18 protein-coding genes are annotated in these 22,221 nt (G+C 43.9%); 4 read left to right on the top strand and 14 right to left on the bottom strand.

Annotation, left to right across the window (positions count from 1 at the left end; translation table 11 throughout):
* On the bottom strand, positions 1-1,359 hold the full coding sequence (glmM, locus tag WBS51_RS07860; RefSeq protein ID WP_173749330.1) for a phosphoglucosamine mutase: 1,359 nt from the start codon (positions 1,357-1,359) through the stop codon (positions 1-3).
* Positions 1,360-1,545: 186 nt separating this feature from the next.
* Here glmM and WBS51_RS07855 point away from each other — a divergent pair, with 186 nt between their 5' ends.
* Entirely contained in the window at positions 1,546-2,727 is a 1,182-nt protein-coding gene (locus WBS51_RS07855; protein ID WP_294459865.1) for a MerR family transcriptional regulator, read from the top strand.
* Here WBS51_RS07855 and WBS51_RS07850 read toward each other — a convergent pair.
* Genes WBS51_RS07850 through malQ form a run of 4 tightly spaced genes read right to left on the bottom strand, consistent with a single transcriptional unit; the run spans position 2,652 to position 8,570 of the window.
* Positions 2,652-3,680, bottom strand: coding sequence for an alpha/beta hydrolase (locus WBS51_RS07850; protein ID WP_294459868.1), 1,029 nt, complete (start codon positions 3,678-3,680; stop codon positions 2,652-2,654). The two genes, WBS51_RS07855 and WBS51_RS07850, sit on opposite strands and share 76 nt — an antisense overlap.
* 31 nt (positions 3,681-3,711) lie before the next feature.
* A complete protein-coding gene (locus WBS51_RS07845) occupies positions 3,712-5,976 on the bottom strand; it encodes a glycogen/starch/alpha-glucan phosphorylase (protein WP_173749333.1) in 2,265 nt (754 codons plus the stop codon).
* 19 nt (positions 5,977-5,995) lie between these two features.
* Complete coding sequence (locus WBS51_RS07840) at positions 5,996-7,066, bottom strand: LacI family DNA-binding transcriptional regulator (protein ID WP_173749334.1); 1,071 nt, start codon at positions 7,064-7,066, stop codon at positions 5,996-5,998.
* Between the two features lie 25 nt (positions 7,067-7,091).
* Positions 7,092-8,570, bottom strand: a complete 1,479-nt coding sequence (malQ, locus tag WBS51_RS07835) for a 4-alpha-glucanotransferase (protein WP_173749335.1) — start codon at positions 8,568-8,570, stop codon at positions 7,092-7,094.
* 248 nt (positions 8,571-8,818) lie between these two features.
* Between malQ and WBS51_RS07830 the strand changes: the two genes are divergently transcribed.
* Entirely contained in the window at positions 8,819-9,523 is a 705-nt protein-coding gene (locus WBS51_RS07830) for a zinc metallopeptidase (protein ID WP_173749336.1), read from the top strand.
* Positions 9,524-9,566: 43 nt separating this feature from the next.
* On the opposite strand, the gene WBS51_RS07825 is transcribed toward WBS51_RS07830, so the two are convergent.
* The 8 genes from WBS51_RS07825 to WBS51_RS07790 all read right to left on the bottom strand — a co-directional run bounded on the left by WBS51_RS07825 (position 9,567) and on the right by WBS51_RS07790 (position 17,314).
* On the bottom strand, positions 9,567-10,301 hold the full coding sequence (locus WBS51_RS07825; protein ID WP_173749366.1) for a glycerophosphodiester phosphodiesterase: 735 nt from the start codon (positions 10,299-10,301) through the stop codon (positions 9,567-9,569).
* Positions 10,302-10,323: 22 nt separating this feature from the next.
* Positions 10,324-11,730: an ABC transporter substrate-binding protein gene (locus WBS51_RS07820; RefSeq protein WP_173749337.1), complete on the bottom strand. Its 1,407-nt coding sequence runs from the start codon at positions 11,728-11,730 to the stop codon at positions 10,324-10,326.
* Positions 11,731-11,753: 23 nt separating this feature from the next.
* Positions 11,754-12,593 (bottom strand): ABC transporter permease subunit, encoded by an 840-nt coding sequence (locus WBS51_RS07815; protein WP_173749367.1) that lies wholly within the window; start codon positions 12,591-12,593, stop codon positions 11,754-11,756.
* Between the two features lie 83 nt (positions 12,594-12,676).
* Positions 12,677-13,549: a carbohydrate ABC transporter permease gene (locus tag WBS51_RS07810; protein ID WP_173749338.1), complete on the bottom strand. Its 873-nt coding sequence runs from the start codon at positions 13,547-13,549 to the stop codon at positions 12,677-12,679.
* A complete protein-coding gene (locus tag WBS51_RS07805) occupies positions 13,546-14,661 on the bottom strand; it encodes an ABC transporter ATP-binding protein (protein WP_180211130.1) in 1,116 nt (371 codons plus the stop codon). Before WBS51_RS07805 ends, WBS51_RS07810 begins: the two co-directional genes overlap by 4 nt.
* A 253-nt stretch (positions 14,662-14,914) precedes the next feature.
* Positions 14,915-16,309 (bottom strand): MATE family efflux transporter, encoded by a 1,395-nt coding sequence (locus tag WBS51_RS07800; RefSeq protein ID WP_226853594.1) that lies wholly within the window; start codon positions 16,307-16,309, stop codon positions 14,915-14,917.
* 164 nt (positions 16,310-16,473) lie between these two features.
* Positions 16,474-16,623: a glutamyl-tRNA amidotransferase gene (locus WBS51_RS07795; protein WP_173749340.1), complete on the bottom strand. Its 150-nt coding sequence runs from the start codon at positions 16,621-16,623 to the stop codon at positions 16,474-16,476.
* Positions 16,624-16,843: 220 nt separating this feature from the next.
* Positions 16,844-17,314, bottom strand: coding sequence for a hypothetical protein (locus WBS51_RS07790; protein ID WP_302229248.1), 471 nt, complete (start codon positions 17,312-17,314; stop codon positions 16,844-16,846).
* Between the two features lie 226 nt (positions 17,315-17,540).
* Between WBS51_RS07790 and WBS51_RS07785 the strand changes: the two genes are divergently transcribed.
* Together WBS51_RS07785 and WBS51_RS07780 are read left to right on the top strand one after the other, a co-directional pair.
* Positions 17,541-19,031, top strand: a complete 1,491-nt coding sequence (locus WBS51_RS07785; protein ID WP_302702762.1) for a PucR family transcriptional regulator — start codon at positions 17,541-17,543, stop codon at positions 19,029-19,031.
* Between the two features lie 175 nt (positions 19,032-19,206).
* Entirely contained in the window at positions 19,207-20,196 is a 990-nt protein-coding gene (locus WBS51_RS07780; protein ID WP_173749343.1) for a uroporphyrinogen decarboxylase family protein, read from the top strand.
* A gap of 75 nt (positions 20,197-20,271) precedes the next feature.
* Here the strand turns inward: WBS51_RS07780 and WBS51_RS07775 are convergent, their stop codons facing one another.
* Positions 20,272-22,221, bottom strand: a complete 1,950-nt coding sequence (locus WBS51_RS07775; RefSeq protein WP_173749344.1) for a glycoside hydrolase family 31 protein — start codon at positions 22,219-22,221, stop codon at positions 20,272-20,274.

Below are 22,221 nucleotides of genomic sequence, written 5' to 3'. Positions count from 1 at the left end.
TTATGCCTCCTGATGTCCCTGTTTTATAATAACGTCTACGATTTCCTGCACATGCCTTTCACATTCTGCTTTTTCTGCTGCCTCTGCCATAACGCGGATAACCGGCTCTGTGCCGCTTTCCCGCACCAGGATTCTTCCGCTGTCTCCCAGCTTTTCTTCTGCTGCTTTCACCGCTGCCTGTACAGCCGGGTCTTCCTGCGCTGCTTTCTTATTTTTTACTCTCACATTTACCAGCACCTGGGGATATACCTTCATGGGCGCTGCCAGCTGAGAAAGCGTCTGGTCTTTGGCCAGCATAACCTCCATCAGCTTGATTGCTGTGAGAATTCCGTCTCCGGTAGTCGCATATTTACGGAAGATAATATGTCCGGACTGTTCGCCGCCAATGCGGTATCCGTTGTCTGACATACTTTCATATACATACTTATCTCCTACTGCTGTTTTTTCATATGCCACGTCAATCTCATCCAAAGCCTTATAAAGACCGAAATTAGACATAACCGTAGTAACGACTTTATTTCCTGTCAGCTTCCCTCTTTCTTTGAGATAACGGCCATAAATATAGATAATGGCGTCTCCATCCACCAGCTTACCGTTTTCATCCACAGCAAGACAGCGATCTGCATCTCCGTCAAAAGCAAATCCCACATCTAAATGATTCTCTATTACGAATTTCTGCAGTTCTTCTATATGAGTAGACCCGCAGTTTTCATTGATATTATTTCCGTCGGGATGATTATTTATCACATAAGTCTCAGCGCCCAAAGCATCGAATACCTGCTTAGCCAGCATCCAGGCACTTCCATTTGCACAATCCAGCCCTACTTTCTTTCCGCTGTAAGATTTCACAGCAAGGGAAATCAGATAATTCATATATTTGCTGCGTCCTTGGGAATAGTCCACAGTGCAGCCGATTTTTTCTTTATATGCAAAAGGAATCTCACCGGAAATACCATCCATATAAGCTTCCACTTTCAGAAGAGTTTCCTCGTCCATCTTCTCACCAGCCGCGTTAATCAGCTTGATACCATTGTCATAATACGGATTATGACTTGCAGAAATCATCACTCCACAGTCAAAATCTTCGGTTCTGACAACATAAGCCACAGAAGGAGTCGTTGTTACATGCAGCAAACACGCATCTGCCCCTGAAGCAGTAATTCCGGATGCCAATGCATATTCAAACATGTAGGAGGACAGTCTGGTATCTTTTCCTATCAATATCCTGCACTTTTCATCCGGCTGCTTTTTTCTGCCATAATACCAGCCCAGAAAGCGTCCAATCTGATATGCATGATTTACAGTTAAGTCCACATTCGCTTCTCCTCGGAAACCGTCTGTTCCAAAATATTTTGCCATAACAAACTCCTTTGTACAATCGTTCTTTTTTTTTACACTTTTCATTTAATTATACCAGATTTCCTTCTGTTTTTTAAGATTTTCTTTTTTATTTTCTTATTTTTTTCATACCGTACAAAAAAGTTTCCCTTTTCCCCTGTTTTTTATTATAATATTTACGATAAGTAAGAAATGGAGGAACTCTCAATGAAGCTTCCCGGCTACTATACCTCCGGTCAGTTTGCCAAAATGGCAAACATCTCTGTCCGGACTGTGCGTTTTTATGATAAACAGAATATATTGAAACCCTCTTATGTGTCTTCCTCTGGTTCCCGTTTTTATACTGACCGGGACTTCGCCCGCCTGCAGCAGATTTTACTGTTAAAATATCTGGGATTTTCTCTTGATGATATTAAAGAAATGACCATTAACGATACGGATTATCATTTTATGCTGAATTCTCTGAACCTGCAGCAAAAGCTGATTAAAGACCGTATAGAACAGCTTCAAATGGTGGAAAAAGCCATACAGGATACCACAGAAGAAATCCGCAGCAACCATGCTGTCAACTGGAGTCATATGCTGAATCTGATTCATCTTACTAATATGGAAAAAAGTATGAAAAGCCAGTATCAAAATTCCAGCAATATTTCTGCCAGAATTCATCTTCACAGCCTTTATTCCAAAAACAAACAGGGATGGTTTCCCTGGCTGTTTGAGCAGTGTGAAATCACTGAAAATATGAACATTCTGGAAATCGGATGTGGAAGCGGTGCCCTGTGGAAAGAAAGTCTCGCCCGGATTCCCAATCCTATTTCCATCACTCTTTCTGATATTTCCCGGGGAATGCTGCGCGATACTCAGAGAGAAATCGGCACAAAGGATTCCCGCTTTTCTTTCCGGGCTTTTGACTGCCATAAAATTCCCTATCCAGATGAGCAGTTCGACCTTGTAATTGCCAATCATGTACTATTTTACTGTGACATTCCCCAGGTCTGCAGAGAAGTGTCCAGAGTTTTAAAACCTCAGGGACGCTTTCTGTGCAGTGCCTACGGAATGAATCACATGGCAGAAATCAGCCAGCTTGTACAGGAGTTTGACAGCCGTATTATTCTGTCTGCAGAAAAACTCTATGAAAAATTCGGAAAAGAAAACGGCGCTGCCCTCCTGTCCCCTTATTTCCAGGAAATTCAATGGCATTTATATGAAGACAGCCTCTTTGTGGATACACCGGAGCCTATTATTGAATATATTCTCTCCTGTCACGGAAACCAGAACCAATATCTGCTGGACCGCTATAAGGAATTCCGTTCTTATGTATCGAAAAAAACTTCTTCGGGATTTTTCATAACAAAAGAAGCCGGTGTATTTCTCTGCAGAAAAGCCTGAATGGTTCCATAATAGGTCTCCGGGTCCTTATCCTGGGACTGGGCATGTCCTGCACCTTCCACGATCAAAAGTTCTTTGGTGCAGGCAGCCGCTTCATAAAGCTGCTTTGCCATGCCAACGTCTATCATCTTATCCTCATCTCCGTGAATGAACAGAGTGGGGACGTGGCTTTTCTTTACTGCCTCAAGGGCAGACGCTTTCTTTAAATCATAACCTCCGCGAAGCTGAAGCATGAGATTTGCTGTGTCCAGCAGAGGAAAGGCAGGAAGATGAAACCACTCTTTCATCTTCTGGCGGAACATTTCATACGCATCCGTATAGGCGCAGTCGGAAATCACCGCCTTTACGTTATCCGGCAGGGACTTTTCTCCTGTAAGCATCAGAGCGGCGGCTGCTCCCATGGACTGCCCGTGAATGACAATTTCCGCTGATGGGTCTTTTTCCAGAATATACTGTATCCACATCAGATTATCTTTTCTGTCTGTCCATCCCATTCCGATAAAATCCCCTTCACTCTCCCCCTGACACCTCATGTCCGGCATCAGTACATGAAAATCATTTTGGTTGTACCAGGCTGCGAAAGGGTACATCTCCTCTTTCCAGCCTGTATACCCATGGAGAATCAATGCCCATTGATGACTGTCCGAAGAAGCATAAATTTCCTGTGCAACCAGCTTATAACCATCTTCGGAAGTTTTCGTCACTTTCTCTCCTCTGGCACTTTCCGCCCATTTTTCAGTTTCTTCCCAAGCCTTCTCTTTTTGCTGTTCTATATCATCCGTCTGTACCAACGCTTCCATGCTGTCTTCTGTGATTCTGGAAAAAGCGTCCAGTTTCTCCATGGTCGATGGCACCAGAGCCGCACTCACCAGAAAATTAGCTGCTGCCAGATAAATGAGGAAAAGCAATACAACTGCTGCAATTCCTATGCGCTTCCAGTGCTTCTTTTTCATCTTCTGTCACCTCTCATGCATTTTCTGCTGCTTATTTTAAATGCCAGATTTCTTCATTGTACTGTTTAATCGTCCTGTCTGAAGAGAAAAATCCCGCCTTTGCAATATTCATCAGCACCTTCTCATTCCATTCCTTCTGATTTTCGTAGTCTGCATATACCTGTTCTTTCGTCCGGATATATTCTCTGGTATCCAGAAGTGTCATAAACCAGTCTTTTCCAACCAGTTCTTTATGAAGACGAGTAAGACTCTTTTCATCTCCGATTTCCAACAGTTCATCGCCTGTAATAAAATCTACCAGTGTATGAATCATCTTATCCTGGCCGTAAATATCCTTTGCACAGTATCCCTCACTGGCATATAAGTCAATGACCTCCTGTGGTTTTTTACCAAAAATGTAAATATTTTCTTCTCCCACCAGGTCTCTGATTTCTACATTTGCACCATCTTCCGTTCCCAAAGTCAGCGCACCGTTCAGCATAAATTTCATATTTCCTGTACCGGAAGCTTCTTTTGACGCCAGGGAAATCTGTTCTGAAATATCAGCTGCTGGAATTACCTTTGCCGCTTTGGAAACATTATAATTTTCAATCATCAGCACACGGAAATACGGACGCACATCCGGATCCTTCTCAATGAGCTCCTGCAGACACAGAATCAAATGAATAATATCCTTTGCAATCACATAAGCTGGCGCTGCTTTTGCTCCGAAAATCATGGTAATCGGACGCTTCGGCTTATTCCCGGCTTTGATATCCAGATATTTGTAAATCGCATACAAGGCATTCATCTGCTGCCGTTTATATTCATGAAGACGTTTCACCTGCACATCGATAATGGAATTTTCATCTAACTCTATATCCTGTGTTTCCTTCATAAATTTCTTGAATTCCAGTTTTTTCTCCAGCTTAATTTCAGCCAGCTTCTGCAATACATTTTCATCGCCTTTGAAGGCCAAAAGCTTTTCCAGTTCAGCAGCATCTTTTTTGAACCCGCTCCCAATCAGAGTTTCCAAGTAAGCGCTAAGCTGTCTATTGCAGTGAAGAAGCCAGCGGCGGAAGGTAATACCATTCGTCTTATTGTTAAACTTTTCAGGATAAATATCGTAAAAATTCTTTAATTCGGATTCTTTCAGGATTTCTGTATGAAGGGCTGCCACACCATTGACAGAAAATCCATAGTGAATATCCATGTGTGCCATATGCACTCTTTCGTCTTTGTCTATGATATATACCGATTCGTCTTCATACCTGCTTCTTACTCTTTTGTCCAATTCCTGAATCACCGGTACCAGGTGCGGAACTACTTCCTCCAGATACTCCATAGGCCATTTTTCCAGCGCTTCTGCCAGAATTGTATGGTTGGTATACGCACAGGTTCTGCTTACCGTATCAATGGCCTCATCCATGGAAAATCCTCTCTCTTTAAGCAGACGAATCAATTCAGGAATCACCATAGACGGATGTGTGTCATTAATCTGAATCACTACATGTTCGTGAAGTTTATGCAAATCATATCCCTTCTGCTCGCATTCCCGCAAAATCAGCTGTGCGCCGCTGCTTACCATAAAGTACTGCTGATAAATACGCAGTTTACGGCCTGCATCATCCGAATCATCCGGGTACAGAAACAGGGTAAGATTTTTACGGATTTCCTCTTTGTCAAAATCAATACTGTCCTCAGAAACAATACTTTCATCCACAGATTTCACGTCAAACAGATGCAGTCTTCCACACCCGGATTCATATCCCGGAACAGCAATATCATACAATACAGATTCCACTTCAAAGTCTTTAAACTGCACTTGAAAGCTTTCCGGCTGCCGCATAAGCCAGCTTTCTTTTGTAATCCAGGGATTCTTCACCTCTTTCTGCTTATGATTCCGGAATTTCTGCCGAAACAGTCCGAAATGGTAATTCAGACCAATACCGTCCCCCGGCAGCCCCAGGGTAGCAATGGAATCCAGAAAACAGGCAGCCAGTCTTCCCAGTCCCCCGTTTCCAAGAGAGGGTTCCTGTTCCAGTTCTTCTATATCGCATAATTCATATCCATGTTTCTTCAATATCTGTTCCGCCTCTTCATATAATCCAAGATTAATCAGATTATTTGATAAAAGCTTGCCAATCAGAAACTCTGCGGAAATATAATATAATTTCTTATTTCCTGTATTGGCAGGGAGTTTTTCTGCTGCTTCCCTGGTAAATATGAGCAGCGCCTCAAAGAGCTCCTCCTTAGTACAGTTATCTAAATTTTTTTGAAATTTTTCTTCAAGTAAGGCTTCTAATTTTTTTTCCACGTCTTTTCTCCTCGCTGTGTTATTTTTCACGTTTCATTGTTCCATTTGAACTTTGCTTTTCTTTGTCTGCAGGGGGAATGGTAGATTCTCTTTCTACCAGTTCTCCTTCAAAAATCAACTGTCTGGGCTTCTCTTTCCCATTTATCATATCAAAAAGCAAATCCGCCGTAGCCTTTGCTATTTGTTCCACCGGCTGGCGTATGGTGGTAATACTGGGTATATAAAATTCCCCGGTATCCATACCGTCAAATCCTGCCACAGAGCACTGCCCCGGAACCGAAATTCCTGCCTCTTTCAAAGCTCTGCAGGCTCCAATCGCCATCGTATCTGACGTCGCATACAAAGCCGTAAACTCTGTATCCATTAAAAGCTGCCTGGTCAGCTTATAGCCGGAACGGAAAGAATATCTGTCCTCCTCTGCGTCCATATAACTCACCAGCTTCTCAGAATACGGAATCCCATAATCTCTTAATGCCTTCTGATACCCCAAAAGACGCAGCTTTCCAATACTCTTATCCTCTTTTGGTGCAGTCAGAATGGCAATTTTTTTGTGTCCCAGATGGATCAGATATTCTGTCATCTTATAACTTTCTTTAAAGTCATCTACCGAAACAGCCGCATATTTTTTGTCTTCCATATCTGAGGTACGAATCGTACTCAGCACATAAGGCACCTCCAACTGCTCCATTTTCTCCTTTGGGTGGGAAAAGTTTCCTCCTAAAAAGACCAGTCCCCGCAGTTTTTTCTCTTTGGTAATGTGCAGGGCAATATCCAGTTCATCTTCCTGCTCCTCTACATGCTGCAGGATACAGCTGTAATTCATGTGCTGACATTCTCTCTCCAGCCCGCTGACCAAATCACTGAAAAAGGTATTTCCTATGCCCTTGACCAGCACAGCAATGGCTTTGGTATCGGTACGCTTCAGATTTCGTGCACTGTTATTGGGCACATAGTTCGATTGGGCAATGGTTTTTAAAATTTTTTCCTTTGTTTCCGGATTGATATCCGGATGATTGTTCATAGCACGGGATACTGTGCTGACACCAACCCCGCATTTCTTTGCTATGTCTTTTATCGTCATGTTTCCCATTACGGTATTTTCCTCCCATTTCCCCTTACGAGAGTCTTCCGTAAAGTTTTGTCATATCGTACATCTTTTCCAGAACCTCATCTGTAAGTTCTCCGGGCCGCAGTCGCCATTTCCAGTTTGTTCCCAGAGTGGAGGGTTTGTTGATTCTGGCCTCGCTGCCCAGACACAGATAATCCTGAATCGGAATCACCGCCAGATTCGCTACAGATGCCATTGCAAGCCGAATAAAATCCCATGGCAAATCTTTTTTCTCTTTATCTGCATAATTCATATATTTTTGTGCAAAGGCTCTGTCCTTGGGAGACATTTCATCCAGCCAGCCCAGCACCGTATTATTGTCATGTGTTCCTGTATATACGACGCAGTTTTTCTCATAGTTGTGCGGAAGATAATCGCTCTCCTCCCTGGAATCAAAGGCAAACTGCAGCACTTTCATGCCCGGATAACCCGTATCTCTTACCAGTTTTAACACACTCTCTGTCAGATAACCCAAATCCTCTGCAATAATATCTACTTGGCCCAGTTCCCTTTTTGCAGCCTCAAACAGTTTCATTCCCGGGCCCTGCTGCCATGTTCCATATTCTGCAGTCTTATCTCCATATGGAATCGCATAATATTCATCAAATCCTCTGAAATGGTCTACTCTCACCACATCGTAAAGTTTAAAACAATATTTCAATCTCTGAATCCACCAGACAAATCCTGTTTTTTCATGATAATCCCAGCGATACAGCGGGTTCCCCCAAAGCTGTCCCGTAGCCGCAAAAGCATCCGGCGGACAGCCTGCCACTGCGAGAGGTGTGCAATCTTCATCAAACTGGAAAAGCTCCGGATTTGCCCATGCGTCCGCACTGTCAAAGGCAACATAAATGGGAATATCTCCAATAATCTTAATCCCCTGCTCATTTGCATAAGCTTTCAGCTTTGTCCACTGCTTCAGAAACTCATACTGCTGAAAACGGACAAACTGTATTTCTTCTGCCAGTTCTTCTTTCTTCTGTTCCAGCACATCAGGATTTCTTCCCTTTAAGTCAGATTCCCACTCACTCCAGCTCACCCCGTTCAAACTGTTTTTCACAGCCATATAGAGACTGTAATCTTCCAGCCAGAAAGCATTCTCTTTTACAAACTGCGCAAAATCTTCCCCCGGTTCAAATCTTCCAAAGGCTTTCCGTAAAATATCAAATCTTCCGTAATAAATTTTCTCATAATCCACATAAGAAGCATGACTCCCAAAATCACAGGCCTCACATTCCTCTTTGGTAAGCAGTCCTTCTTCTGCCAGCGTTTCCAGGTCAATATAATATGGATTGCCTGCATAAGTAGAAAAGGACTGGTACGGGGAATCTCCGTATCCTGTGGGACCCAGAGGCAGAATCTGCCAGTAATGCTGTCCTCCCCTTTTTAACTGATTGACAAACTCATAGGCTTCTTTTGAAAAACTGCCGATTCCATACTGTGACGGAAGTGCCGAAACAGGAAGTAATATTCCGCTTGCTCTCATCTCTCTTCTCCTTTTATCCCTTTCTCTGTGTTTCCGGTAACGATATCGGTAACGTTTCCGATAATCTGTATAAATACATTACCACACTTGCTTTTGAATTTCAATCTTGTAAAATCAAACAAAATTTGCGGTTTTGATTTGTCTAATTTTTTCTATAAGTTTTATAATTTTTTATATTCTTTTTCTTGCATATAATTTTTTTTGGCGTAGTATACTGATTATAGATTATCTTACGGGAGATGAAAGAAATGTTTATAGATTATTCTTATGTGGTTTATGTACTTCCTGCTGTTCTCTTTGCCATGTGGGCCAGTTCCCATGTCAACAGCACCTTCCGCCGCTACTCCACACAGTACTCCATGCGGAATATGACCGGCTATGATGCTGCCAGACGGGTTTTGGACGCCAATGGGCTCTACAGCGTAAGAATCGAGAGAGTAAGCGGTAGCCTCACCGACCACTATGACCCCAGAAATAACGTCATACGGCTTTCAGACAGTGTCTATCATCAGACTTCCACTGCTGCTATCGGTGTCGCTGCCCACGAAGCCGGACATGCCATTCAATATGCGCAGAACTATGCGCCTATCAGGCTGCGAAATGCTATTATTCCCGTTACAAACCTGGGTTCCAAGCTGGCTATGCCCCTGATTCTAATCGGACTGCTCTTTGCCGGTTCCGGTTCTTCTATGGGCACACTGGCTTATGTGGGTGTTGCCTGTTTCGGGCTTTCCACCCTCTTTCAGCTTTTTACGCTACCCACAGAATTTGATGCCAGCAGACGGGCTATCCGGGCCATTGAAACCTGCGGAATCCTCACATCCGATGAAATTTATGGCTCCAAAAAAGTGCTTACCGCAGCGGCTTTGACCTATGTGGCCGCTCTTGCGGTTTCACTCATGCAGCTATTCCGGCTGCTGACCATTGTAAACAGGCGAAACAATCATTCATAAAACAGCTGAAACCATGTCCTCACATGAGTTTCAGCTGTCTTATCTATTTTTGATTCACTTCATCTCTCACCCTCAGAGCCCTGTCCGGATAATTGGTAATCACAGCCTCTAAATCCTTTTCTATGAACTGCCTCATATCCGCCTCGTCATTTACCGTCCACACCCGGACTTTCAAGCCGCTTCTTCGATAGCTTTCCAGAAAATCCGCCATTTTCAGATGATACACTGCCGGGTGCAGTCCACATACCCCGGTATTTTTTGCATAGTTTTCCACATTTAACAATACATCGCTGTAGAGATAGGCCGTTTCTGCCTCCGCATCCAGTTCCAGTATTTTCTGTACACTGTAGTGATTAAAAGAAGAATAAATCACTCTATTTTCCATACCGGCTGCCTTTACCAATTCTACCGTCTTCTCTTCCAGCCCCGGATACCAGTAAATACCGGTTTTCAGTTCAATATTGACCTCCATGCCGCCGGGCTTTACCTGTTCCAAAACTTCTCTTAGCGTAGGAATCTGCACGCCCTCATACTCTTTTTTGTGGTTATGGAAAGAAAATCTCCGCAATTCTTCCAGTGTATAATCCCGGACTGCACCCTTTCCGGTACTGACCCGGTCAATGGTTTCGTCATGAATAACCACCACTTCGCCGTCTTTCGTCAGCTGCACATCCAGTTCGATTCCCTGAGCGCCCTGCTCCCCGGCCAGAGCAAAGGCTTCCAGCGTATTTTCCGGAGCATAGCCGCTGGCGCCTCTGTGTGCAAATACTTTTGTCATCTGGTCTTCACCCTGTTCTTTCTTACTCATTTACAAGATTATATTCCTCAATGGACTTGTTAATAGCATCTGCCATGTTTTTCACTGCACCGTCCACATCTTCGTTGCCATTTAGCAGATTTTCAATCTCAGATTCCACCGTTGCTCTTGCTTCCGGGAACACGCTGAGCAATGCGCCTGTGTATTCCGGGGAAGAATCATGCAGCTGGTCAATGGCTGTCTGGAACTGTGGATATTTTGCAACATTGTCTTTAAACACCTGCTCGTCCTGAGCCGCTGTTGTAACAGGGAAGTAACCGGTCTGTGCATTCCAGTATGCCTGAGATTCCGGGGAAATCAGGAATTTTACAAATTCCCAGGTCGCTCTTGTCTTTTTCGGGTCATCATTGTTCAGCGCCCAAAGAGAAGCGCCTCCGATGGATACACCGCCTTCATCGCTGGATTTGATTTTCGGGAAATAAGCGGTTCCCACTTCAAACTTGCCGTTTACATCCTGCAGAATCTGCTTTAAAGAAGCGGTAGATCCTAAAGTAATTGCGGACTTTCCTGCTGAGAAATCAGCCAGTCCTGCGTCTCCGCCTTTTCCTACATTTGGTGCAAATCCCTTATCATACAGAGATTTCCAAGCGGTCAGAATATTCTTTGCACCGCCGTTTTCATCAAAAGCTACCGCTGTAGCTGCTTTTTCTCTTCCGTTTCCATTATTGGCATACTCCAGCCCCTGTTTGCCCATAAACTGCTCAAAGAACCAGCCGTAAATACTCAGAGACATCACTTCCCCTGCACCGCCGTCGGACAACAGCTTATCTCCTACCGCCTCAATGGCTTCCAGGCTGTCCGGAATCTCTGTAATACCGGCTTTCTCGAACATATCCTTGTTGTAATACATAATCGGAGTAGAAGAGTTAAACGGCATAGAATACAACTCATCATCAATGGTGTAGTAAGCTGCCAGGTTTGGTTCAATCTGAGACAAATCATAATTGTCTGCATCTACCATATTCTGCATAGGAGTAATCCAGCCGGATTCGATCATAAATCTGGTTCCGATTTCATACACCTGCACTAAATCCGCTCCCATATTTCCAATCTGCGCACTTTTTAATTTGTTCAGAGAATCGTCATATTCTCCCTGATACTGCGCGTTTACTGTAATGCCATATTCATTTTCTTCGTTAAATTTCTCTACCAATGCATCAATCGCCTGTCCGTTGACACCGCCCATAGAATGCCAGAAAGAAATTTCTGTTCCGCTTACATCTTTTGCGTCTGCCATGGAAAATTCCTCGTCTGTACTTTCTGTTTTCTGGCTGTCGCTGCCGTCCGTTGCCGCCGGTGTCTCTTCCAGGCTTTTTCCGCTTCCGCAGCCTGCCAGAGCGCTCATGGACATTACTCCGATTAAAAGTGCCGAAATCAATTTTTTCTTCATTTACGTTTCTCCTTTTTTGCTTTTTAGCCTTTGACTGCTCCAGAGAACATGCCTCTGATAAGCTGTTTCTGTCCTACGATAAAAATAGAAATGGACGGAATAATTACAATTACCACACCTGCAATCATCAGGGTAATGGACTGGGAATCAATGCTGTTCAGCATACTAATACCAATCTGTACTGTTCTCATCTGGTCTGAACCTGTTACCAAAAGCGGCCACATATACATATTCCATGCATTAATGAACGTGTAAACCGCCATAGCTCCGATTGCCGACTTGGTAAGCGGAATCAAAATCCGCACAATGAATCTCAGATTGCCGCAGCCGTCCAGCTTGGCAGATTCATACAGGGAAATCGGAAAGGTCATATAAAACTGACGGAACAGGAAAATCCCCATTGCTGATGTCAGATAAGGTACAATCAATACAGAATACGTGTCCAGCATCCCCAGATTTCCCACCGTCAGATAGTTGGAAATAATCGTTGCCTCTCCGGGAACCATCATGGTCGCCATAACAATCATAAAGAGTACGCCCTTTCCCTTAAAGTCCAGAAAGGAAAAGGCAAATGCAGCCAGAGAACAGGTCACAATCTGACCCAGGGTAATACACCCCGCCATGATAAAAGAGTTTAAAATAAAACGAAGCAAAGGTACATTGGTCATGGCGTCTTTAAAATTGCTGAAGGTTGGATTTTTGGGAACTAAATTCAAATCCATGGTAAACAGTTCGCCGGAGGGCATAAATGCAATGCTCACCGCATATAAAAGAGGCAGCAGCACCACAAAAGCCAAAACAAAATTGGCCGTCACCCGCAGTCCTGTGCGGGCTCTGCGCTTAGCCAAAGCCTTGCTGTTCATCTGACGCTTCAATTCCAGAAGCTGTTCTTTCGATATAGAATTTTTCTGTTCCGGATGTTCCAGAACCAGATTTTCGCTCTGTATCACGAGTATTTCACTCCTTTCTTTTCTATGCGGAACATCACCAGCGTAATCAGCATTACAATGAAAAACAGGATAACAGACTGAGCCGCCGCACTTCCAAATCTGTAGTTAAAGAAAGCGTCACGGTAAATGGAATACACAATGACATTCGTGCTCTCATTTGGTCCGCCTTCTGTCAAAATTTTAATCTGTCCAAAAGACTGGAACGCCTGAATAATATTTACTACCAGAGTGTAAAACATAATCGGGGAAAGTCCCGGCAGCGTCAGTGTAAAAAATTGCTGCACACCGCTGGCACCGTCTACAGAAGCTCTTTCGTAAATGGTTTCATCAATGTTTCCAAGCCCTGCGGAAAAATACAGGAAATTAATACCGCTGTTGAGCCATGCGGTGAGAATAGCCACACAGTAAAGGGCTGTTTTAGGGTCATTCAGCCAGTTAATATCAAGCCCCAGCAGCTTATTCACAATGCCCACAGAAGGATGAAGCATAATCTGGAAAATCATGGCTGCAGAGCTGGACGCAATGGCCATAGGCAATGCATACGCCGTACTGAAAAACCGAATTCCCGGAAATGCCTTGTTGCAGAGAACTGCCGCAATCAGCCCCAAAAGCATACTTCCCAGAACCACAATCACCACAAATATCAGTGTTACCTTTAAGCTGTTCCGAAAGGAAGCAGAACTGAGCAGTTCTGTATAATTGCCAAGACCCACAAACAGCTTTGCTTCTCCCATTTTGTTGGTTTTATAAAGACTCAGGTAAATGGTCTTAAAAAACGGATAAAACAGAAATACCGCAAAAACTGCCATACATGGAAGAAGATAGCCGTAAGGCGCAAGATTTATTTTCTTCTTTTTTCCCGTGTTCATGCCTGCACATCCTCCCTGTAAAATAAATTTTCTTCTGTTTCCATATCAAAAACATGGATTTTCTCTGTATCAAAGTAAAGAGTAATCTTTTCCCCTGTCTGGGTCTGATTTTCCGGGCTGAGCCTTACCGCATGGGTCCTTTCCTGGGACTCATAGTAAAGAATCACCTCTGCCCCCAGCATTTCCCTGGTTACCACCGTTTCCTCCAGGCCCTGGCAGTTCTGGGCAAATCCCTTCTCCACAGCCTCTTCATATTCGTAAATATCCTCCGGACGAATACCCAGAATCACTTTCTTTCCGTTTTCTTTCTGTCTTACCAGCTCTCCTCTTTCTCCGTCCAGATAAACCTTTTTGCCCAGTTCACTTCCTCCGGGGTACAGCACCGTTCTGCCGTCTTCCACAGACACCCAGGCCTCCAAAAAATTCATGGAAGGAGATCCGATAAAGCCTGCCACAAAAAGATTTGATGGAGAATTGTACACATTCTGAGGGGTATCTGCCTGCTGCACCACACCGTCCTTCATAACCACAATTCTGCTGCCCAGAGTCATGGCTTCCGTCTGATCGTGGGTTACATAGACTACTGTAGTTTCCAGTTCTTTGTGCAGCTTAGCCAGTTCAATACGCATCTGCGCCCTTAACTTGGCATCCAGATTAGACAGGGGTTCATCCATGAGAAAAGCTTTTGGTTTTCGGATAATGGCACTTCCGATTGCCACCCTCTGCTTCTGTCCCCCGGAGAGCGCCGCCGGCCTTCTGTCCAGCAAATGCTCGATTTCTAATGTTTTCGCCACCTTATGTACCTTTTCATCAATTTCCTTTTTCGGTATTTTCCTGATTTTCAAGGCATAAGCCAGATTTCCATAAACCGTCATATTGGGATACAGGGCATAATTCTGAAAAACCATGGAAAGCCCCCGCTCTCCGGGCTCATAATAATTGCACAGTTCCCCGTCTATCCATAACTCTCCGTCGCTGATTTCCTCCAGTCCCGCAATCATACGCAGCGTAGTGGATTTCCCACAACCCGAAGGACCTACGAAGATTACAAATTCTTTATCCTGTATTTCCAGGTTAAAATCTTTTACGGCATAATGTGCACCGTCATACATCTTGCAGACATTCTTTAATGCAATTCCCGACACCGATTTCTTCCTCCCTTAAAACTCCATTACAATTTCTCATATTTTACTTCTTTAACGCTAAGTCCGGGTTTTAGTTTAACGGGAATACGTCTTGGAAACTACCACAGTTTTCAAAAATCATGGTAAAATTTTTGTAAGACAGCGCAGTAAAATAAAAAAATCCCTGACAGCCGGACGTATTCTTTCTACGTCATACTGTCAGGGATTCCCTGTTTTTCTTTTATACTTCTACAATGTTCTGCAGCCAGACACCTTTTTTCACCAAAATAAATCCAATAAAGCACTTCACGATATCTGCAAGCTGTACAGCAATAAAAATATACACCACATACAAATTTGTAAAATGTCCCAGCAAATACGCAATAGGTACACTTACACAACATATAAACACGCTGTCAAAGAAAAAGGTAACTATCGTCTTCCCTCCGGAACGCAGGGTAAAATAAGCGGCATGCAAAAAGGCATTCTGCGGCATAAACACGGCTGTCACCATAATAAAATATTTCGCAAATTCCCTGGACTGGGCATTGGTATTGTAAAGCTGTGGAAACAGCGGTGCAATGGCCAGCATGACCAGCGCTATAAGAGTACAGCAGGCTACAGAAAAGGCTATCATCTTTCTGTCTGTGTCCTTTGCCTCTTCCATTTTGCCTGCCCCCAGAAGCTGTCCCACCACAATAGCCACAGAATCTCCCAGAGCAATAAATACCACATTAAACAAATTAGAAATCGTATTGGAAATGTTCATTCCGGCAACTACGTTCATGCCTCTGACAGAATAACACTGCAAAAGAATAGCCATGCCCGCCGCCCAAAGAGTCTCGTTCAGCAGCAGCGGCGTTCCCTTTATCAGAATCCTTTTCACCAGATATCCCGGTATCTTTGCAGTCTTATACAGACCTGAAATATAGGTATTGATTTCCCTGTGCCTGTGTGTCCAGCCCACTACAATAAAAGCCTCCACATAGCGGGACATCACGGTTGCAACTGCGGCTCCCGCCACACCCAGCTTTGGAAATCCGAATTTACCGTAAATCAGAAAATAATTAAATACCAGATTCACTATCACAGCCACAATACCTGCCTTCATAGGTGTAACAGTTCTTCCGCACTCTCTCAGTGTACTGGCATAAACCTGCACCAGCATAAACGGCGGCAGACCTATGAGCATAATTCTCAGATATTCTTTTCCATAGCGCAGTGCGGCAGCCACATCTCCTCCGTCCTGATTTCCGTTTAAATACATCTGAATGAGCGATTCCCCAAAAGTAAGAAACAGCAGAATCGTAATTCCCGTCAGAATTACTCCCATGTAAAGTTTAAACCGCATGGTATTTGCCACGCCTTCATCATCCTTCTGCCCGAAAAACTGTGCTGTAAAAATCCCCGCACCGGAAACCCCTCCGAAAATGCACAGATTATATACAAAAATCAACTGGTTGACAATGGCCACACCGGTCATCTGCTCTGTCCCGACCTGACCCACCATAATGTTGTCCAGAAGACTTACAAAATTCGTAATACCATTCTGAATCATAATCGGTACGGCTATGAGCAGCACCATCTTATAAAAACTTTTGTCTCCTATCAGCTTTTGTCTCCATGTACTTTTCATCACAATCCCCCTCTTTTGTCTGTTTCATGGTCGTAAGAGACATTATACCCCATGTCTCCGGCTGGATTCAAGACATTCCCACATTTCCACTGTTTTTAACCGCAAAAAAAGAAGAGACTGTGTTCTGCACACAAACCTCTTCTTTTTCGTCATTTTTACTCTTCCTATTTTGTAAAGTTAAAAATGCTGTGGTAATATTTATCTTCTTTGTCATTCAGTCCAAAAGGTGCAATCAAGGACTGTCTCATACAATAATCATGAAATTTCTGTTTAAAACTCTTCTTTCCCTCTGTTTTATTTTCTTTTGCTGCCATATAGCATTGCCTCTTTTCTTTTTCTTTGCATATTTAAAAGTTTCTCTTTACGATTCCTAATCATAGCACCTTTAAATCCCCAAAACAATACCCTTGGCAGCACTTCTCCCTTTTGACTTTTCGCACTTCAACGCGCTAATATAGTCAAAATTATTTTTGCATTTTCTCCGTTGTTTTTCGTTCACTTTTTATGCAAATTTCTCAACACTCCTCTTTTGTTTTATTTAGATAAAGAGCAGTTTGAATCTTGCAAAATTTCCGCTATGACCTCTTCCGGTTCTTCTAAATCCTCTGCGATTTCTGCCGTAGTTTTTCCTTTCTGTATCTTCTTCTGTATCAGTTTACAGAGCAACTCTCGCTTTCCTTCCTTCTTTCCTTCCTCCCAGGCTTCTTCCATCTCCTGCCTCATATGCTTTTCCTGGTCATACTCAAATATACTCATGCTCTTCGCCTCCACTCGATTCTTCTCCAGAAATTCTTTCAGTATCCCTTCCTTTATACACTCTTCTATGGCTCTCTCTACTGCCTCGGCCAGTTCCATTTCCTCCGCGTGTTTCCTCACTCTCGCCGTATATTCCGCGTATTCCCACAAGGTATGACTCATTTTCATCAGCTCTTTGTTGTGCCCGCTGTTTACATTCAGCATAACTGCTTTCAGCTCCAGACTGTATTCTTCTTTTATAGTATACAAATCAGACAGTCTTAAGATTTTCCTGTCCGGCTGTTCCTCCAGACCATTGTAAAACACTATAAAACGCGGCGGCGGCGCCGTGACAAAAGAATTTGCTGAGCATATCGGCGCTGACGCTTACACAGAATCCGCTGTCGACGCGGCAGAACTGGCAAAAACCTTTATTGTCTGAGGAAAGGGGGAGAATTTTACTTTGCAGCTTACCTCTATTTTACTATATCAAAATTTGAAGGAACAATTTCACATTGCTGACTATCGGCTTTTATCCAAAAACCAACCCCTTGCCCGTCCCTTTTTCTTTGAGGCAGACAAGGGGTTTAAAAATAACCATATTTATCTCACAGACGCTATTTTAGACCTGGATGTTTTTTCATCCATACCAGAGGATGCCGTGCTGATTATCTGCCAGAAAAATGAGACCTCCCATCTCCCGGAGGGTCGTTTTTCCTGTCTGCTGCTGTCCTGCCATACTTCAGTTATTCATGTATTTAACTGTATCCAGTCTATTTTTGATTACTATGAAGAATGGGAAGGGCAATTGGTATCCATTTGTCATCAGAATGGTTCCTTGTCCGATTTACTGGAAATCTCCCAGCCCGTATTTAAAAATCCTCTGTGCATTATGAATATGGATTTTTCTCTGGTGGCCCACCGGGGACTTTCCCAGCTTCCCGAAGAACAGCAGATATTTGAAAATCATACGCTCCGTCTGGATTATATTCACGCATTGATTCAGGACGAAAATTTTCATCTGGAGGACGCTTCTCCAAAGCCTTTCCTCTTTCCGGCCTATCTTACCGGACACCGTTCTCTGAACATCCGCCTGTTTCTGGATGAAAAACCGGCATACCAGCTCTCCATTCTCGAAAACGGAACGCCTCTCACAGATGCAGACTGGTATCTGATTACCATTCTGGCTCATCACGCAGAGTACATTCTGCACCGTATGCAGTCAGAATCCTCTTCCCGCAGTACGACTCTGCAATCTATTTTTCAGAGCGTTTTATCGGACCGCACTGCCGATTACATGGGTATCAGCCATCTGCTCACCAATGTGGGCTGGCTGGCAGAGCATACCTATCTGTGCTCCGTCATTCAGACAGAAGGGCCGTCTTCCCTGAACGGGAATACCATATGCCAGTATATCAAAAATAAATTTCCCGCTTCCTGCAGTCTTGTTTTCAAGGAATATGTGGTAAGCTTCTATAACGAAACACTATTAAAAATGGAAGCGGAAGACATTTTCCGGGGACTTGTATATTTTATCCGGGACAGTATGTTAAAAGCCGGATACAGCCGTTCCATGTGCGGGCACATGAATCTGCGCAGGCAGTATCTGCAGGGTCTCACCGCCCTGACTCTGGGGCTGGAAATCCGTCCCCAGCTCTGGATTCATCATTTTAACCAGATTGCCCTGCCTTATATTCTCCGGCAGTCCGTAAAAACTTTTCCCGGCCATATGCTCTGTTACGAGAAATTACTGGATTTACAAAAATCCGACAAACTGCAGAATACGGAATACATGAAAACTCTGCGTGTCTATCTGGAACACAATCTGAATACTGTTCAAAGCGCCAAGGCTCTCTTTATCCACCGGAGTACCTTTCTGTACCGTCTGGAGCGAATTAAAAGTATTCTGGAAACGGATTTGGAAGACCCGGACGAACTGTTTTATCTGAATCTGTCCTTCCGCCTTCTGGATAATGAGGAAATGTAGGGTTTCCTACACAGTGTCGCAATACTAAAAGGATTTTACCTTATTTATACGGATTTACAGACTGCCGCCTTTCCTGTTATCATAAGGTCAGGCAAGAAGGAGCTGGTCCACCAACAGCCCTTTATGAGATTATACGGGTACAGTTCATGTACCCGGTCACAAAGAGGTATTGCGTATGCTCACAAAAAGGCAAAACTTATTAGAAACCGTCCGGGGCGGGAAACCGGACCGTTATGTAAATCAGTATGAAGCACTGGCTATGCTTATGAATAATCCTTATACGGTAAATAACCCGGCACCGGAATATGGGAAAGGTCCTATGAAAAATGCCTGGGGTGTAACCAATGTATGGCCGGAAGGTACGCCGGGCGGTTTCCCTATTCACGATGAGGAACACATCGTATGCAAGGATATTACAGACTGGAAAAATTATGTACACGCACCGCGGCTGGATTATTCTGATGCTGAATGGGAACCTTATATCAAAGCTGCAGAGGAAATTGACCGAAAAGAATATTTTGTTACTCAGTTCATAGCACCTGGTATTTTTGAGCAGTGTCATCATCTGCAGGAAATCCAGAACTGTCTGATGAATTTTTATGAGGAACCGGAAGCTACCCAGGAGCTCATTGACTACCTCACGGAATGGGAACTGCAGTATGCGGAAAAAATCTGCAGATACATAAAGCCAGACGCCATTTTTCATCATGATGACTGGGGCAGCCAGACTTCAACCTTTATTTCTCCTGCCATGTTTGAGGAATTTATTCTGCCTTCTTACAAAAAGATTTACGGCTATTATAAATCTCATGGAGTAGAACTGATTATCCACCACAGTGATTCTTACGCTGCAACACTGGTTCCATACATGATTGATATGGGGATTGATATCTGGCAGGGAACTATGAGTTCCAACAACATTCCGGAACTGATTGAAAAATACGGAGGTCAGATAACTTTTATGGGCGGTATTGACAGTGCCTCCATCGACAGACCCGACTGGACGCCGGAACTGGTAGATAAAGAAGTTCGCAGGGTCTGCCAGGAAAACGGTACAAAATACTTTATTCCATGTCTGACCCAGGGACTTGGTATCAGTACCTTCCCAGGTGTCTATGAAGCTACAAGTGAAGTGATTGAAAAAATAAGCAAAGAAATTTTCTAGGACAACGATTTTTATAAACATAGAAAAGGCCGCCGCTTTCCTACGACAGCCTTTTCTATGTTTTCACCTTTTTCTCTAAATCCGGCTCACTCCATCATCCTCATACAATTCATAGGACGCCCCTTCGTATCCCACATACTGAATACTGTCTTCCCGAATCCGGCTGACGCTTTCTGCCACATCAGCCACAGGAATGCATTTTCCTTTGCGGATAAACAGCGGTACTTCGTTCAGCGCCACTTCTACATAGTGATGTCCTTTTTCCAGTATCTCTTCATGGATGCTGCCGTCCGGCATGAATTTCACGAACATCATTTCTTCCGGCAGATAGACACAGCGTCCGTCTGCATTCTGCGTGTAAACAGGTGCAATCATGATTTCATTTCCCAGCATCAACTGGTCTTCCACAGTCCGCGCCCGTGTATCTTCCGGATACACAAAGGCCAGCGGCTTAAAGTACATATCATCCTGCAGCGCAGCTTTCATGTACTCACTGTACAGATATGGCACCAGACGATAGCGCACACCAATTACATGGCGGAAATCTTCTGCATTTCCAAAGCGGTAGCTTTCCTGCTCTCTGGTTCCCAGGGCAGAATGGTTTCGCATAAGAGGTGTAAATACTCCAAGGGCTGTCCAGCGCAGCACTAAATCCGCTGTGGCGTCTGCCCCAAATCCGCCTAAGTCCGCACCTGCATACAGGAAACCGCACATATTTAAGGAGGGCATCATTTTCAGATTCAGAAGCAGATGAGACCACCAGGATTTGTTGTCTCCTGTCCAGATACCGCCATAGCGGTGCATACCAATGTAAGAAGCTCTGGAAAACATGAGAATTCTCTTATCCGGCGCAATTTTCTCAAAGGCCTCTCCTGCTGCACGGGTCATGTTATAGCCAAAAAGATTGTGCACCTTATCATGACGGACTCTCTCTCCCTTTACCTTGTGATAAAAGCTGCGATAGTCCTCCGGGTCATTGCTCAAGTGCTGCAGTTTCTCGGTAATGCCGTAAGTGCCGCGGCTCTTGTCCTCTGCATAAGCGTCTACCATGTCCCGAAGTTCTTTTTCACCCTTTTCAGAGTAGAAAATTGCCGGCTCATTCATGTCATTCCAAAAGCCTTCGATTCCCTGAGAAGTCAGAATTTCATATTTACTGCCAAACCACTCTCTTGCCTCTGGATTCAGCACATCCGGAAAATGGGTCCAGCCCGGCCATACGGCTCCTACAAATTCTTTGCCGTCTTCCTGCTTACAGAAATACCCCTTGGCTTTTCCCTCTTCGTAGATATCATATCCATCCTCAATTTTTACCCCGGCATCAATAATGGGAATCAAATGGATGTCCTGGGCTTTCATTTCATCCACAAATGCCTTGAAGTCCGGGAAATTCTCTTTATTTACTGTAAAGTCTTTGAAGGATTCCATGTAGTCAATATCCATGTACAGCATATCCATAGGAATGTGATTTTCTCTGTATTGTCTCACCACTTCACGGAAATCCTCTGCTGTCTTATAGCCCCAGCGGCTCTGTCCGAAACCAAAAGCAAATTTCGGAGGAATATAGCTTCGTCCGATGATTTTACGGAACTGTTTCACAATATCGTAGGCAGAAGTTCCTTCTATGATATAAAGGTACAAATCCGCATCTTCACAGGTGATATCCAGACGGTTCTGCTGTGTATAGCCAATGTCAAAAGTCAAAGCAGACGGGTAATCCACAAACATACCAAAGGTTTCTTCCCCGGATACGATAATAAAATTGTGCGCGCCGTACAGAGACTTTTTGTCTTCTGTGTGCTCCGGGTCATCGGTACAGTTACTTATGTAAACAAAACCACGCTTATTGATGCCTCTGTTCGCCTCTCCCAGCCCATACACCATGTCCTTTTCCTGCATTTCGTAAGTAAACCGAAATCCTTTTTCCAGATTGATGTTTCCGTACTTCGGCATTCCTTCCGCACAGGGAATGTCCCGCACAACCGCCTCTGTTTCAAAAGGCTTTCCAAACTTGTATTTCTGAATCAT

It is taken from the genome of Blautia acetica, from assembly GCF_038739805.1.
Lineage (GTDB): Bacteria > Bacillota > Clostridia > Lachnospirales > Lachnospiraceae > Blautia.
Note: the sequence above shows the minus strand (reverse complement) of the source record. Positions and strands in the feature narration are given on the sequence as shown.

Coding starts and splice junctions, on each gene's coding strand:
- glmM (WP_173749330.1), bottom strand. CDS start 1,359: ATGGCAAAATATTTTGGAACAGACGGTTTCCGAGGAGAAGCGAATGTG.
- WBS51_RS07855 (WP_294459865.1), top strand. CDS start 1,546: ATGAAGCTTCCCGGCTACTATACCTCCGGTCAGTTTGCCAAAATGGCA.
- WBS51_RS07850 (WP_294459868.1), bottom strand. CDS start 3,680: ATGAAAAAGAAGCACTGGAAGCGCATAGGAATTGCAGCAGTTGTATTG.
- WBS51_RS07840 (WP_173749334.1), bottom strand. CDS start 7,066: ATGGGAAACATGACGATAAAAGACATAGCAAAGAAATGCGGGGTTGGT.
- malQ (WP_173749335.1), bottom strand. CDS start 8,570: ATGAGAGCAAGCGGAATATTACTTCCTGTTTCGGCACTTCCGTCACAG.
- WBS51_RS07830 (WP_173749336.1), top strand. CDS start 8,819: ATGTTTATAGATTATTCTTATGTGGTTTATGTACTTCCTGCTGTTCTC.
- WBS51_RS07825 (WP_173749366.1), bottom strand. CDS start 10,301: ATGACAAAAGTATTTGCACACAGAGGCGCCAGCGGCTATGCTCCGGAA.
- WBS51_RS07820 (WP_173749337.1), bottom strand. CDS start 11,730: ATGAAGAAAAAATTGATTTCGGCACTTTTAATCGGAGTAATGTCCATG.
- WBS51_RS07815 (WP_173749367.1), bottom strand. CDS start 12,593: ATGAACAGCAAGGCTTTGGCTAAGCGCAGAGCCCGCACAGGACTGCGG.
- WBS51_RS07810 (WP_173749338.1), bottom strand. CDS start 13,549: ATGAACACGGGAAAAAAGAAGAAAATAAATCTTGCGCCTTACGGCTAT.
- WBS51_RS07805 (WP_180211130.1), bottom strand. CDS start 14,661: ATGTATGACGGTGCACATTATGCCGTAAAAGATTTTAACCTGGAAATA.
- WBS51_RS07800 (WP_226853594.1), bottom strand. CDS start 16,309: ATGAAAAGTACATGGAGACAAAAGCTGATAGGAGACAAAAGTTTTTAT.
- WBS51_RS07795 (WP_173749340.1), bottom strand. CDS start 16,623: ATGGCAGCAAAAGAAAATAAAACAGAGGGAAAGAAGAGTTTTAAACAG.
- WBS51_RS07780 (WP_173749343.1), top strand. CDS start 19,207: ATGCTCACAAAAAGGCAAAACTTATTAGAAACCGTCCGGGGCGGGAAA.
- WBS51_RS07775 (WP_173749344.1), bottom strand. CDS start 22,221: ATGATTCAGAAATACAAGTTTGGAAAGCCTTTTGAAACAGAGGCGGTT.